Source organism: Kribbella sp. CA-247076, assembly GCF_050942445.1.
Taxonomy (GTDB): Bacteria; Actinomycetota; Actinomycetes; order Propionibacteriales; family Kribbellaceae; genus Kribbella.
Genome location: NZ_CP192051.1, coordinates 4,532,412 through 4,546,486 on the forward strand (window position 1 = coordinate 4,532,412; position 14,075 = coordinate 4,546,486).

15 protein-coding genes are annotated in these 14,075 nt (G+C 71.8%); 7 read left to right on the forward strand and 8 right to left on the reverse strand.

Translation table 11 applies throughout. The annotated features are described in order from the left end of the window. Position 1: 1 nt before the first annotated feature. The 3 genes from ACQPYZ_RS21395 to ACQPYZ_RS21405 are packed head-to-tail and all read right to left on the reverse strand — an operon-like array spanning position 2 to position 2,218. Entirely contained in the window at positions 2-883 is an 882-nt protein-coding gene (locus tag ACQPYZ_RS21395; RefSeq protein ID WP_433158733.1) for an LLM class flavin-dependent oxidoreductase, read from the reverse strand. A 46-nt stretch (positions 884-929) separates the two neighbouring features. Further along, positions 930-1,541: a DUF6529 family protein gene (locus ACQPYZ_RS21400; protein ID WP_433158736.1), complete on the reverse strand. Its 612-nt coding sequence runs from the start codon at positions 1,539-1,541 to the stop codon at positions 930-932. Positions 1,542-1,549: 8 nt separating this feature from the next. After that, a complete protein-coding gene (locus ACQPYZ_RS21405) occupies positions 1,550-2,218 on the reverse strand; it encodes a hypothetical protein (RefSeq protein ID WP_433158739.1) in 669 nt (222 codons plus the stop codon). Positions 2,219-2,323: 105 nt separating this feature from the next. On the opposite strand from ACQPYZ_RS21405, the gene ACQPYZ_RS21410 reads away from it, so the two are divergent. Further along, entirely contained in the window at positions 2,324-3,043 is a 720-nt protein-coding gene (locus tag ACQPYZ_RS21410; protein WP_433158741.1) for an alanyl-tRNA editing protein, read from the forward strand. Positions 3,044-3,086: 43 nt separating this feature from the next. Next, positions 3,087-4,442: an FAD-binding oxidoreductase gene (locus ACQPYZ_RS21415; protein ID WP_433158744.1), complete on the forward strand. Its 1,356-nt coding sequence runs from the start codon at positions 3,087-3,089 to the stop codon at positions 4,440-4,442. Here the strand turns inward: ACQPYZ_RS21415 and ACQPYZ_RS21420 are convergent. Next, the gene (locus tag ACQPYZ_RS21420; protein ID WP_433158747.1) at positions 4,439-5,287 is read right to left on the reverse strand and encodes an NAD-dependent epimerase/dehydratase family protein; all 849 of its coding nucleotides are present in this window, start codon (positions 5,285-5,287) and stop codon (positions 4,439-4,441) included. The two genes, ACQPYZ_RS21415 and ACQPYZ_RS21420, sit on opposite strands and share 4 nt — an antisense overlap. A 91-nt stretch (positions 5,288-5,378) precedes the next feature. Here ACQPYZ_RS21420 and ACQPYZ_RS21425 point away from each other — a divergent pair, with 91 nt between their 5' ends. Genes ACQPYZ_RS21425 through ACQPYZ_RS21435 form a run of 3 tightly spaced genes read left to right on the forward strand, consistent with a single transcriptional unit; the run spans position 5,379 to position 9,062 of the window. Continuing rightward, entirely contained in the window at positions 5,379-6,548 is a 1,170-nt protein-coding gene (locus ACQPYZ_RS21425) for a pyridoxal phosphate-dependent aminotransferase (protein WP_433158750.1), read from the forward strand. A gap of 11 nt (positions 6,549-6,559) precedes the next feature. Next, entirely contained in the window at positions 6,560-7,513 is a 954-nt protein-coding gene (locus ACQPYZ_RS21430) for an MBL fold metallo-hydrolase (RefSeq protein ID WP_433158753.1), read from the forward strand. Next, on the forward strand, positions 7,506-9,062 hold the full coding sequence (locus ACQPYZ_RS21435) for an FAD-dependent monooxygenase (protein WP_433158756.1): 1,557 nt from the start codon (positions 7,506-7,508) through the stop codon (positions 9,060-9,062). The genes ACQPYZ_RS21430 and ACQPYZ_RS21435 overlap by 8 nt, the downstream gene beginning before the upstream one ends. Here ACQPYZ_RS21435 and ACQPYZ_RS21440 read toward each other — a convergent pair. The 3 genes from ACQPYZ_RS21440 to ACQPYZ_RS21450 are packed head-to-tail and all read right to left on the reverse strand — an operon-like array spanning position 9,025 to position 10,642. After that, positions 9,025-9,717 carry a hypothetical protein gene (locus ACQPYZ_RS21440; protein ID WP_433158759.1) on the reverse strand — a complete coding sequence of 231 codons (693 nt, stop codon included), beginning with the start codon at positions 9,715-9,717 and terminating at the stop codon, positions 9,025-9,027. The genes ACQPYZ_RS21435 and ACQPYZ_RS21440 overlap by 38 nt on opposite strands. Before the next feature lie 56 nt (positions 9,718-9,773). Then, positions 9,774-10,259, reverse strand: coding sequence for an N-acetyltransferase family protein (locus ACQPYZ_RS21445; protein WP_433158762.1), 486 nt, complete (start codon positions 10,257-10,259; stop codon positions 9,774-9,776). 5 nt (positions 10,260-10,264) lie between these two features. Beyond that, entirely contained in the window at positions 10,265-10,642 is a 378-nt protein-coding gene (locus ACQPYZ_RS21450) for a DUF5997 family protein (protein WP_433158765.1), read from the reverse strand. A gap of 58 nt (positions 10,643-10,700) precedes the next feature. On the opposite strand from ACQPYZ_RS21450, the gene ACQPYZ_RS21455 reads away from it, so the two are divergent. Next, complete coding sequence (locus tag ACQPYZ_RS21455; protein ID WP_433158767.1) at positions 10,701-11,396, forward strand: LysR substrate-binding domain-containing protein; 696 nt, start codon at positions 10,701-10,703, stop codon at positions 11,394-11,396. Between the two features lie 40 nt (positions 11,397-11,436). After that, positions 11,437-11,982: a VOC family protein gene (locus ACQPYZ_RS21460; protein WP_433158770.1), complete on the forward strand. Its 546-nt coding sequence runs from the start codon at positions 11,437-11,439 to the stop codon at positions 11,980-11,982. Positions 11,983-12,030: 48 nt separating this feature from the next. Here ACQPYZ_RS21460 and ACQPYZ_RS21465 read toward each other — a convergent pair whose 3' ends face one another. Next, positions 12,031-14,046, reverse strand: a complete 2,016-nt coding sequence (locus ACQPYZ_RS21465) for a GMC oxidoreductase (RefSeq protein WP_433158773.1) — start codon at positions 14,044-14,046, stop codon at positions 12,031-12,033. Positions 14,047-14,075: the final 29 nt, after the last annotated feature.

The window sequence follows — 14,075 nt, forward strand, 5'->3', positions numbered from 1 at the left end:
GTCAGTCCAGGAGCGCCTTCGTCGCGGGTACGACGTCGTGGGCGAACCGGCCGAGCTGGGTCAGGTCGTGCTGCTCCGGCCAGAAGACGAACGTCCGGAACGGCTGCTCGGTGGCCAGCCGGGCGAAGAACGCGGCCCACTGGTCCGGCGTACCGCGGACCGGGGCGTCGCCCCGGGTGGTGTCGGTGTCGCCGGGGACGTCGGTGATCGTGCCGACGATCTGCGCGATCCGGCGGACGTCGGCCGGATCCCGGCCGGCCGCGGTGGCAGCCTCGTCGATGATCGCGTTCGCTCCGGCCCACTCCTCGTACGGCAGGTACTGCGGGATCGGGGCCGCCCACCCGTCGGCCAGCCGGCCGGTGAGCCGCATCGACCTCGGCCCGACCGAGCCGACCCAGATCGCGATGTCGTGCACCGGCAGCGGGCCGGGACGCACGTTCACCGGATAGTACTTGCCGTCGGCAACCACGCGGCCGGGCTCGGTCCACAGCCGCCGCAGGAGCGGGATGGCTTCGGCGAGCGCCTCGAGCGACTCCCCCGGCGTACGGTCCGGGCCGCCGATGCCGGTGATGCCGCGCGGGATCCCGCCGGCCCCGAGCCCGAGCTCGAACCGCCCGCCGGACAGGACGTCGAGCGCCGCGGCGGCCTGCGCGAGCATGCCCGGCGGCCGGAGCGGTAGCGGCGCCACGTCGGGGAAGAACCGCAGCCGCTCGGTCCGGGCCAGCAGATCGCCGATCAGCGTCATCGCGTCGAGCTGGCTGGGCGCGTACGGATGGTCCTGGACGGCGACCAGGTCGAGACCACCCTCGTCCGCCGCCGCGACCAACTCCCGGTGCAGGCCGACCTCGGCGGTCGGCGTCACCTGTACTCCGAATTCGACCATGCCGTCAGCATGTCAGTTCAAGAACACTTGAGCTCAACGAAGACTGTCACCGGATGAGGCCGAAGGTGGTGAAGAACCACAACGACGACGTGAGCCAGAGGCAGACCAGTCCGGTGAAGACCGCGCCGCCGACCGCGGGCAACAGCCAGCGCGGCAGGTCGTTCCGGCTCAGCGTCAGCATCTTGGCGGCGAACGCTCCGTAGAAGAAGCAGCCGAGCAACGAGTGCACGAGCACCCGCGGCTCGTCGTACTGGAATCCCAACGCGTACAGGCAATGCGCAACGACCGGCAGCGTCACCGCGACCGCGGCCCGCCCCGACCACCGATGCACCGGGCCGATCCACCTCCGCCCGGCCAACGGCCCGAGCTGCCCGAACAACGCGAGCGCCGAGACCAGTTGTACGACGGCCAGCACCAGCGCGACCGTGGTCAGCCAGGCCTTCACCGCCTGCGGACTGGAGAAGCCGGCCAGGTTGACGGCGACTCCGGTCGGCTCGTGCAGCCGGCCGTAGACGCCGAGCGCCACGGCGACCGCCGCGCCGACCGACAACGGGATCACGGCTCTGCCCGCGGCCCGGACCGGCCCGGTCGTCGTCACGGTCATCGGCCCGGTCGTCGGCCCGGTCTTCGTCTTGGTCGTCGTCTTGGTCGGCCTCATGGTTGGCCTCAGAACGTCTCGTCGCCGGTGATCGACCTGGCCGTGACCGCCGTGCCGCCGACGGTCGCCGTACCGCTGGCGGGGTCGAGGGCGGGCGCCGGGCCCGGGGTGCCGTCGTTGTCGACGCCGACCTGGCTGCCGTCGGGCAGGACGATCCAGCCGATGGTGCCGCGGGACGTGCGGCCGCGGTACAGGCCGGCGGGCGGGGCCGCCTGGTCGATCGTGAAGGACAGTGGGCGGCCGCGCACGGTGAGCGAGCCGGTGACGGCGTCGGCAGCGACCGTGGCCGCCAGCCGGTCGCCGCGTTTGGAGCGCAAGGCGAGCCGGCCGGCGTCCTGCGTTCCGGTGAACCAGGCTTCGACGCGGCGGCCGTCGCAGACGTACGCCACCGCCCGGCCGCCTTTCACCGCCACCGCGAGGGTGGCTTCGCGTCCCGTCGTCCGGCCGGTGAACACCCCGACGAGCTGCCGGGTCGGGATTGCCGAAGGAGTCGGAGTGGCGTCCGGTGAGGGCGTCGGGGTGGTGGCGGGGGCTGAGGTCGGGCCTGAGGTTGGGGCTGAGGTCGGGGCGGTGCCGGGCGCGGCCAAGGTGCCGGTCTGGGTGCTGCTCACGACCAGTAGCGCCACCAGGCCGACGGCGGCGACTGCGAGCGTGACCAGCGGACTGCGTTGCCCCATGGCTCCCCCTTACCCTGCGACCGAGAATCCACGCGCGCTCCCGCCGCGGTCAACTCCTGGGCAAACGCCGAGCGACGCCGGCCGCGGCGCGCTAGATTCGGCAGGGTGACGCACACGCATCGGCTGGATCTCGACGACGCCACGCTGCGCGAGTGGGACGCGACCGTCGTCGGTGTCGACCCCGAGCGCGGCATCGTGCTCGACCGGTCCGCGTTCTACCCCGGCGGTGGCGGTCAGCCGCCGGACCACGGCGTACTGCTCTGGGGCGGGGTGCGGACGCGCATCCTCGGCACGGCCAAGGGCGACGACCTGTACCTGGTGCCGCACGAGGAGGATCCGGTGCCGCCGGTCGGCACGGCGGTCCGCGGCGCGCTCGACGACGAGCGCCGGACGGACCTGATGCGGACGCACTCCGGTCTGCACGTGCTCACCGGTGTGGTCTTCCGCGACTTCGGTGCGCTGGTCACCGGCGGGAACATGGAGCCGCTGACCGCCCGGATGGACTTCGACCTGGCCGAGGTGCCGCCGGACTTCAAGGACCGGGTCGCCGAGGCGGTGAACGCGGAGATCCGCACCGACCGCCGGATCACGGTGAGCAACCTGCCGCGGGCGGAGGCGTTCGCGATCCCGGACATCATCCGGACCGCCACCAACCTGCTGCCGCCGGACATCGAGGTCGTCCGGATCGTCGACATCGACGGCCTGGACACCCAGGCCGACGGCGGCACACATGTCGCGTCCACGGCGATGATCGGCCGGATGGAGGTCGTGAAGATGGAGAGCAAGGGCCGCGGCTTCCGCCGGCTCCGGGTGCGGATCGTCTGACCCCTTCGCGGGAAAGACTGCCGTCTGGAGAGGGGAGGCACTGATGGGTGCGTTGGCAGAACAGCTTCGGGGCGCGGTGCGGGGGCCGGTGTTCGGGCCGGAGGACGAGGGTTTCGCGGCGGAGGTGTCGGGGTTCAACCTCGCCGTCCGGCACACGCCCGAGGTGGCCGTCGGGATCACGTCCGAGGCGGACGCCGCCGCGGTCGTGCGGGCCGCGGCCGACAGCGGTACGCCGGTCCGCGTGCTGGCGACCGGGCACGGTTCGGCCCGCGCGATCGAGGACGGCGTACTGGTCACCACCTCGCGGATGGCGAACGTGACCATCGACGGCCGGATCGCGCGCATCGAGGCGGGCTGCCGCTGGGCCGAGGTGGTCGCGGCCGCGGCCGAGCACGGGCTGGCGCCGATCACCGGAGCCTCCGACGCGGTCGGCTGCATCGGCTACACCCTCGGCGGCGGCCTCGGCCCGCTGTCGCGGACGTACGGCGTCTCCTCCGACTGGGTCCGCGGATTCCGGGTCGTCACCGGCGCCGGTGAGGTCGTGACCGCGACCGCCGACGAGAATCCGGACCTCTTCTGGGCGCTGCGCGGCGGCAAGGGTGGCCTCGGCCTGGTCACCTCGATGGACTTCGAGCTGGTCGAGCTCACCTCGTTGTACGGCGGCTCGCTGTTCTTCGGCCCCGAGGACGTCGAGTCGGTGCTCACCACCTGGCTCGAGTGGACCACGTCGGTCCCCGAGACGGTGAACTCCTCGGTCGCGATCCTCCGGCTGCCGCCGCTGGACGCGATCCCCGAGCCGATCCGCGGCAAGACCACGCTGACCGTGCGCTACGCGTTCGTCGGCGACCCGGCCGAGGGCGAGCGGCTGTTCCAGCCGGTCCGGGACGCCGGTACGCCGATTCTCGGCGGCGTCGGCGAGATGCCGGCGAGCGACATCGCGCTGATCCACAACGACCCCAAGGACCCGGTGCCGGCCTGGGACCGCGGGGCGCTGCTGACCGAGGTCGACGCCGAGTTCGCGGCGACGTTCGTCGACGTCGCCGGACCGGACCGTCAGTTGCCGCTGGTCGCGATCGAGATCCGGCACCTCGGTGGCGCGATCCACCGCGACGTACCGGCGGGCAGCGCGGTCGGCGGGCGCGGGGCGGCGTACAGCCTGGTGATCATCGGCGTGCCCGACCCGACGCTGTTCGCGGACGTCCTGCCGGGCGCGGCCAACGGCGTACTCGGGCCGCTCGGCCGCTGGATCTCCCCCGAGATGACCGTCAACTTCGCCGGCGCGCTCTCGGTGCCCGGGGTCTACGAGGCGTGCTGGCCGGCCGACACCCTGACCCGCCTGACCGAGATCCGCACGGCGTACGACCCGGACAACCTGTTCCCGTACGGTCCGCCGCGCTAGTCGCGCCAGGAGTGCTGCGGTTCGTAGCCGAGGAGGTTGCGGGCCTTGTCGATGGACAGCAGCGTCTCGTTCGGGCCGAACGGCCGCTTCACCGGGACGCCCGGGAAGACCTCGGCCAGGAGCTCCTCGTTCGGCCGGGTCATCACCGTGTCGGCGTTGGCGATGATGAACACGTCCGTGCCGGTGACGTCGTACTCGAGGGCCTTGCGGACCGCCTGGGCGCCGTCACGCGCGTCGATGTAGCCCCACAGGTTCCACTTGCGGAGCCGGGCGTCGGCGTCGAACGACGGGAAGTTCGCGTAGTCCTCGGGGTACATCACGTTGGAGAACCGCAGGCCGATCAGCTTCAGGTCCGGATGCCACCGGACCAGTTGCCGGGCCAGCTCCTCCTCCAGCGTCTTCACCAGTGAGTACGTGCTGTTCGGCCGCGGCGGGTACTCCTCGTCCACCGGCACGTACGGCGGGAACTCGTCGAACGGCAACCCGAGCACGGTCTCGCTCGACGCCCAGACGAGGTTGCGCACACCGGCCCGGACGGCCGCCGAGAACACGTTGTACGTGGCCACCATGTTGTTCTCGAAGGTCGCCGCGTTCGGCCGCAGCCCCGGCGCCGGGATCGCGGCCAGGTGGACGACCGCGTCGACGCCGTCGTGCCGGTCGTCGATCCCCGCGATCGCCTCGTAGGTCTGGCCGAAATCGGTCAGGTCGACCCGGGATGCCGTCACCCCGGTCCGTGCCGGCGGAGCCTGGTCGAGGGCCACCACGTCCCAGCCGTGGTCCTGCAGGTGATCGACCACCGCCCGGCCGAGTTTCCCGCTGCTTCCGGTGACCGCTACCCGTGGCATCCGCACTCCTTCTCGAGCTCCTGATCCTGATGATTCCACGGGCGGCCGGCGGTGTCGGCGGGTAACCGACGGGTGGACTAGGCTCGGTGGGATGAGGCTTGCTGGGCGGATGGGGCGGCTGGGGACCGAGTCTGCGTTCGAGGTGCTGGCGAAGGCCAAGGCGCTGGCCGCGAGCGGCCGCGAGGTCGTGCACCTGGAGATCGGCGAGCCGGACTTCGACACTCCGGCCCACGTCGCGGCGGCCGCGCAGCAGGCCATCGACAAGGGTCACACGCACTACGTGCCGGCGCCCGGCATCCCCGAGTTGCGGACCGCGGTCACCGACTTCCTCGAACGCACCGGCCGGCTGCGGACGACGCCCGACCAGGTGGTCGTGACGCCCGGTGCCAAGCCGATCATGTTCTTCACGATCATGGCGCTGTGCGAGGAGGGCGACGAGGTCCTCTACCCCGACCCCGGCTTCCCGATGTACGCGTCGATCGCCGCGTTCGCCGGGGCGACACCGGTCCCGGTGCCGCTGCGCGAGGAGAACGGCTTCGTCATCGACCCCGACGAGCTCGCGTCGCTGATCACCCCGCGGACCAAGCTGCTCATCCTCAACTCCCCGCACAACCCGTGCGGCAGCGCGTCCACGCCGGAGCAGCTCGCGGCGATCGCCGAGCTCGCGGTCCGGCACGACCTCGTCGTGCTCAGCGACGAGGTCTACTGGGCGCTGCGGTACGACGGTGACGGTTCCGGGGCGCACCACAGCGTGCTCGACCTCGACGGGATGGCGGACCGGACGATCCTGCTCGACGGCTGGTCGAAGACGTTCGCGATGACCGGCTGGCGGCTCGGTTTCGGCGTGTTCCCGCAGCCGCTGGTCGAGCCGATCACCCGGCTGGTGATCAACTCGGTCTCGTGTACGTCGGCCTTCAGCCAGTACGCCGCGATCGCCGCCCTCGAAGGCCCGTGGGACGACGTGGACACCATGGTCGAGGCGTTCCGCGAGCGCCGCGAGGTGATCGTCTCCGGCCTGAACGCCGTACCAGGGGTGTCGTGTGTGGAGCCGGACGGCGCGTTCTACGCCTTCCCGAACATCACCGGAACCGGCCTGTCCGCGGCCACGCTGGCCGACCGCCTGCTCGAGGAGGCCGGCGTCGCCTGCCTGCCGGGGACGGCGTTCGGCGAGTACGGCGAGGGCCACCTGCGGTTCTCGTACGCGAACTCGGTCGAGAACATCCGGCGTGCCCTGTCCGCCTTCCGGGACCTGACGTCGTAGCGAGGGCCGGCATGAAACCGTTCGCATCCTCGGCCGACCTGTCGGCGAAGACCGAGACGCTCGAGATCCTCGCCGACGGGGTGTACGCGCTGACCGCCGAGGGCGATCCGAACGTCGGGGCGATCGAGGCCGAGGACTTCCTGATCGCGTTCGAGGCCAGGGCCACCCCAGTCGCCGCCCGCGCCTGGCTGGACAAGCTCCGCGAGCACACCACCAAACCCGTGCGCTACCTGGTGCTCAGCCACTACCACGCGGTCCGGGTGCTCGGCGCGTCCGCGTTCGGCGCCGACGTGATCATCACCCACGACACCACCCGTGCGCTGATCGAGGAGCGCGGCCGGGAGGACTGGGAGAGCGAGTTCGGCCGGATGCCGCGGCTGTTCACCGAGCCCGGCTCGATCCCCGGACTGACCCGGCCGGACGTGACGTTCTCCGACCGGCTCACCATCGACCTCGGCGGCGACCGCGGTGAGCTCGTCCTGCAGTACTGCGGCCGCGGCCACACCGCCGGAGACATCGTCGCCTGGTTGCCCAAGCAGCGCGTGCTGTTCGCCGGTGACCTGGTCGAGGCCCAGGCCGCGCTGTACACCGGGGACGCGTTCCACACCGACTGGTCGACGTCGACGCTGGACCGGGTGAAGGAGTTCGGGGCCGAGATCCTCGTCGGCGGCCGCGGCGCGGTGCCGCGGGGACGCGAGGCGGTGCATGCGGCGATCGAGCAGACCAGGAACTTCCTGCTCGTGCTGCGGGAGGAGGTCGGCGCCGTGCACGCGCGCGGTGGGACGGTGGCCGAGGCGTTCCGGGCCGCGCACGACGCGCTCGCCCCGCAGTACGGTCGCTGGCCGATCTTCGAGCACTGCCTGCCGTTCGACGTACAGCGGTTGTGGGACGAGTTGGACGGCATCGACTGGCCGCGGATCTGGACCGCCGAGCGGGATCGCGAGGTCTGGGACAGCCTTGCCTGACGGCGGCGCGGTCGCGGTGATCGGCAACGGACCGGTCGGGCAGACCACCGCGTTGCTGCTGGCCCGCTGGGGCGTCCCGGTGATCCTGCTCGACCGGCGACCGGCCCGGGACGTCGTCGGCTCGAAGTCGATCTGCCAGCAGCGGGACGTCCTCGACATCTGGGCGTCGGTCGGTGCGGACCGGATCGCCCGCGAAGGGCTGGCGTGGACGACCGCGCGGACGTTCTACCGCGACCGCGAGCTTTTCTCCTGGACGTTCGCGGATCCGGGCCGCTCGGCGCTGCCGCCGTGCGTGAACATCTCCCAGAGCCGCACCGAGGCGATCCTCGACGACTGCATCGCCGCCCAGCCGCTGATCGACGTCCGGTGGGGCTGCGAGGTCACCGCGATCTCGCAGGACGACGCCGGCGTCACGCTGACCTGCGACGCCGGGCCGGTGCGGGTCGAGTACGCCGTACTGTGCGCCGGCGCCCGGGCCGAGTCGCTGCGGCGGCACCTCGGCATCACCTTCACCGGCGAGAGCTTCGACGACCGGTTCCTGATCTGCGACATCCGGGCGATCCTGCCGGGCCGGGAGACCGAACGGCGGTTCTTCTTCGACCCGGTCTGGAACCCGGACCGCCAGGTACTCATCCATCCGTGCCCGGACTCGACGTACCGGATCGACTGGCAGGTGCCTGCAGACTTCGACGCGGATGCGGAACGGGCCGACGGGCGGCTGGACGCGCGCATCCGGCACGTCATCGGCGACCGTCCGTACGAGCTCGAGTGGCAGTCGGTCTACCGGTTCCAGTCCCGCTGCGTGGACCGGATGCGGGCCGGCCGGGTGCTGCTGGCCGGCGACTGCGCCCACCTGTACGCGCCGTTCGGCGCCCGCGGGCTGAACTCGGGCGTCCCCGACGCGGAGAACGCCGCCTGGAAGCTCGCGTTCGTCCTGCACGGCTGGGCGCCGCCGGAGCTCCTAGAGACCTATCACGTCGAGCGGCACGCGGCCGCGCTCGAGAACCTGGCCGTCACCAGCGCGACCATGCGGTTCCTGGTCCCGCCGGACGAAGAGCACTGGGTACGCCGCCGCGCCCTCCTCGACGCCGCCGTGAGCGATCCGGCCAAGGTCGCCGAGGTGGACTCCGGCCGGTTCGCGGAACCTTTCTGGTACGTCGATTCGCCGCTGACCACTCCTGATCCGACCCGCCCGTTCGGCGGCCGGCCGACCCGCGGACAGCTCCCGATGCCGGGTCCGGGCATCATCGTCCCGGACACGCCGGTCACCGGAGGCAGCCGACTCCGGGAGCTGGTCCGGGACGGGTTGTTGCTCTTGACAACCACAGGCACGGCGGAGCTGCCGACCTCTGCTCCACACCGGACCCTGAGCCTCACCAAGCTCGGCGTCGACCCCGCGATCCTCGGCGCCCGGCCCGGCGAAGCGTGGCTCCTCCGCCCGGACGGCTACGTGGCCGCGGTCCTTCCCGATCCGACACCCCGTTCAGTCGCCGCCGCCGTCCGCCGTACCCTCAGTCAGCCGGCACCGCCATCACCCAGTCCGCGCTGACCACGCGGTAGCCGAGCGTGTAGAGGCCCCGCAGGATGCCCGGCACGTGCGCGGCGCCGTACACCACCCCGACGTCGATCCGTTCCTCGGCGCGGTCGCGCACGATCTCGGCGAGCGCGGCGATGACTCTGACGTCGCGGTTGCCCAGCAGCACGTCCGCGAACCTGTCCAACTCCTCGCCGCGCAGTTCCTCGGCCGCGGTCGGCAGGTCGTTCACCTCGACGTTCAGCAAGGTCCGGCGGCCGGAGAAGAACTGCCCGACCGTGACCACCGGGATCACCGCCCAGGTGACCAGCTTGGTCTTCCACGACAACCCGCGGAAGCCCTCGTCGAGCTCCTCCGCGGTCACGTCCGGAAGCACGACCGGTACGCCGAGGTCGCCGTACGGGATGTCGTCCTCGACCAGCCCCGACTCGTCGTTGGCGGGCATCACCTTGTACGTCGTCATCAGCGCATTCCCCATCGCGGAGTCGCCGTCGACGCCCTCGACCACAAGCAGGTCGCACGCGCGCAGCCGCTGCTCGACCTCCCGGTAGAACTCCGGCGCGGCCACGTGCAGCATGGGAAACACCAGCACGACCGGCCCACCACCACGTCGCGTCAACCGCAGCACCGCGGACCGCGTCCCGATCACACTGCTCTCGACGATCTGCACGTCCCCACCCCCACGTCACACCCCACGGACACCCCAATGGACGCCCCCGGAACGCCTCACGTTCCCAGTGGTGCGGTGGAGAGTGTGGGGTGGGGGTGGAGGTTCGCGGGGCGCAGCATGAAGACGTCGATCGGATCCTCGTGTTCCACGCTGAAGCCGTGGCGCTCGTACAGTCGTCGAGCTGCGCTGCCCTGCAGGACATTCAGCCGGACGGGAACGCCGTCGGCGTCACTGCGGGCCAGCAGGCCTCGCAGGATCGCCGAGCCGAGCCCCCTCCCCTGCGCGTCGGGGGCGAGGTAGAAGTGCTCGAGCCATCGGCCGTCGTCGGCCGGGCGCAGGGTCACGCAGCCGGCGAAGGTGCCGTCGGTCTCGATCACCGAGGTGTGTTCGGGGGAGAACGAGTCCCGCAGCCGCTGACGCACGCGATGCTCGTCGTACCGCCCCAACCGCTCGAGGTCCGGGCGCATGACCACGGCTCGAAGCTCGGCGATGGCCTCGACGTCGGCTGCTTCCGCGGCCCGCAGCTTCCAGTTCGCGGGCACCCGGGTCAGTCCGTGGTGGACTGGTGTTTGAGGCGGGCGGCTTCCTTGCGGACGTCCGACTGGGTGGCGCGTTCGTGGGTGAGCCAGTCGGGGTTGTCCGCCTTGATGGATTCGATCTCGTCGGTGGTGAGGGCTTCGGTGATACCGGCCCGGGCCAGGCCGCTGATCGAGACGCCGAGCTTGGCAGCGACCACCGCGCGCGGGTGCGGGCCGTCGCGCCGGAGGTCGCGCAGCCACTCGGGCGGGTCGGCCTGCAGCGCGTTCAGCTCGTCGCGGGACACCACGCCCTCCTGGAACTCCGCCGGAGTGGCCTGGAGGTACACGCCCAGCTTCTTCGCGGCCGTGGCCGGCTTCATCGTCTGGACCGTCTTGCGCGCCGTCATGGCAGCAAGCCTAGCGAGCGGGTACGCCGCCGCCGATCACACCCGGTAGCCTGACCAGGTGACCGGCCCGCAGACGTCGTTCCGGCTCGGGTACGTCCCGGGCGTGACGCCCGCCAAGTGGGCGCGGATCTGGCAGGACCGCTCGCCCGGGATCCCGCTCGAGCTCGTCCAGGTCGCCGCCGCCGACGCGGTCGCGCTGATCCGCGGCCGGGAGCTCGACGCGGCGCTGGTCCGGCTGCCGATCGACCGCACCGGCCTGCACGCCATCCCGCTGTACGTCGAGATGACGGTCGTCGTGGTCCCGAAGGATCACGTGGTGACCGCGGTCGAGGAGGTCACGCCCGCGGACCTCGCCGACGAGCTCGTGCTGCACCCGCTGGACGACGTACTCGACTGGGACCGTCCGCCCGGCCGGCTGATCGGCGACCGGCCGGCGACCACCGCGGCGGCGGTCGAGCTCGTTGCCGCGGGCACCGGACTGCTCGTCGTACCGCAGTCGCTCGCGCGGCTGCACCACCGCCGGGACCTCACCTACCGGCCGATCGTGGACGCACCGGAGTCCGGGGTCGCGCTGGCGTGGCCGGAGGACGAGACGACCGACCTGATGGAGCAGTTCATCGGCATCGTCCGCGGCCGCACGGTCAACAGCAGCCGTGGCCCGGAGCCCACGGCGAAGAAGAAGACCCCTGCGCAGAAGTCCGCACCGCGCACGCCGGAACGCCGTGGCGGTCAGCGCCGGAGGCCTCGGCGGTAGCAGCACTGGTGTCAAGTTGAGCTTTCAACTACCATCGGAAGTGCACGCCGTCGAGAAGGAGTACGTCATGGCGATCTTCCGGTTGAACCACGCGGTGCTGTTCGTGCGCGACCTGGCCGAGAGTGTCGCGTTCTACCGCGACGTGCTCGGCTTCGGCTACACCGAGACCGGGGACGCGTTCCAGGGTGCGGCGTTCCTGCGTGCGCCGGGGTCGACCAACGACCACGACCTCGGGCTGTTCGAGCTCGGCGCCCAGGCCGGTCCGTCCGGTGCCGGGCGGTCGACGGTCGGGCTTTACCACCTCGCCTGGGAGGTGGACACGCTCGGCGACCTCGAGGACCTGGCCGCGACGCTGGGCGAAGCCGGGGCGCTGGCCGGGGCGTCGGACCACGGCACGACCAAGTCGCTCTACGGCAAGGACCCGAACGGGATCGAGTTCGAGATCGTCTGGATCATTCCTGCGGAGCTGCTCACCGACGAGGACCGGCAGAAGGCCGGCGTGGGCCGGCTCGACCTGGCCGGTGAAGTCGCGAAGTACGGCCGGGACGCCCGCAGCGGCGTCGGCATCTCCCGCGTCCTCGGCTGACCGCGACTTCGGCTGACCGCGCCCTCACCTGACAGCCCGCGGGACCGCTCAGCGGGTCAAGTGGTCGGTGATGCGCAAGGAGTTGGCGAGCACGGTCAGCACCGGGTTGACGCCGCCGTTGGTCACGTGCACGGACGCGTCCGCGATCCACACGTTGCCGTGACCCCAGACACGCCCGTTCGGATCGGTCACCGACCGCACGGGATCGTCGCCCATCCGGCACGTCCCCGCCTGATGCTGACCGACGCTCGCCTGCCGCGTGCTCCCCAACCCGCCGACAGCCGTCCGGGCCGCGCCCGCCTCCACCAGCCACGCCCGCGCCTTCTCGCTCATGAACGCCTGCGCGCGCACGTCCTCGGGGTGGATCGATCCACTGATCATCACCGCCGGATTGCCGAACCGGTCGACCACGCCCGGATCCACCCGCACCCTCGACTCCGCCGACGTGACCTCCTGGATCGGCCCGACCACCCGCATCATCCGCCGCGCCGCGTGCCGCATCGCCTGCTTCCCGGCCGCGCCGGCCGGCGGGATCAGCCCGGCCGAGGTCAGATAGTCGTACGTCGCGGCCGGCGTCGGCACGAACTCGTTCGCCAGCATGCCGCCACCGACGATCCCGTCGTTGCCGTGCCGGAAGTCGCACGTCGCGACCGAGACCCCGGGCCCGACGAGATCGATCACCTCGTCCTCGAACAGCCCGACCGCCCCGGCGTACACGTGGGCCTGTAGGTAGCGGCCGACCTGATCACGGTTGTTGCCGATCCCGTCCGGCTCGTCGTCGTGCGCGCTGTTCAGCAACAATCGCGGCGTCTCGGTCGCGCCCGCTGCGACGACCACCTCCGCGCACTCCACTGTCCGGCGCCAGACCTGGCCGCGATCGGTCCCGACCAACACGACGCCGACGACTCGGCCCCGAGAAGTCACCAGCCGCTCGGCGGTGGCCTCGGTCACCAACGTGCACCGGCCGGTGGCGAGCGCGGCCGGCAAGGCGGTGTTGTGCGTGCCGGCCTTGGCCTCCACCGGGCACGCAAACCCGACACACTGCGCGCATCGCACACAGCCCGCGCGACCTTGGTATTCGACCGAGTTGATCAGCAGCGGTACGTCGAGAGTCCCCCAGCCGAGCCGCTCGGCGGCAGCCGCGAGCCGGTCACCCGGAGCGGTCCGCGGCATGGCCGGCATCGGCAACGGGATCGATCGCGCGTCGTGCCACGGGTCGACTCCCCCACCACTGACCCCGAACCGCTGCTCGGCCAGGCTGTAGTACGGCTCGAGGTCGTCGTAGGTGATCGGCCAGTCCGCCAGCGCACTGCCCTCCGGTACGCCGTACGTGCCGGCCATCGTGAAGTCGCGGGGCACGAACCGCCACGCCTGCGCCCCGTACACCCGGGTGCCGCCGCCGACGGTGAAGGCGTTGTTGCCCCAGCCAGGATCCGTAGGCAGGACAGTACGTCGTACGCCGTCGATGACCGCGATCCGCGGCCGGCCCTGCGGATCCGGGTCGGTCGGAGCGGGAAGTCCGGACCACGACCGCGGGTTGCGCAGATGGTCGCGGGCGAGGGACTCCGTCGTCGGATAGCCGCCGGCCTCGACCACGAGCACCGAGCGCCCCGACTCGGCGAGCACCTGGGCGGCGGCTCCACCACCTGCCCCCGAGCCGATGACGACAACGTCGTACCGCTCCTGCACGGCCGACCACGGGGTGACGGTAAGCGCCGTCTGCACCGAGCGCGAGCCGTCACCGGCTTCCCAGCCGACCGTCGTCCATCCCGGCGGCTGGTTGCCTCCTGCATCAGACTGGCCGGCGTAGTACCCCTGGGCGATCAGGCGGACGAGCCACGCCCCGTCCGGATCCGTGAGCACCGCCTCGAGGTCGGGCTCATCCCCGGCGACGTCGAGTGCCCGCGCGACCCGCGCCCGCCAGTCCGGCCGGTCCTCGGCGAGCACCCGCTCGACGAACGCCACCGCACCCGCCTCGCCTGCCGAGGCAGACTCGTCCCCGGGCACGGCCAGGTCGGCCAACCGCCCGAGCACCACCCGTTGCCCTGCCGAAAGTCCATCCACCCTGCCATCCCTCCGCCGGTCGTCCGGCC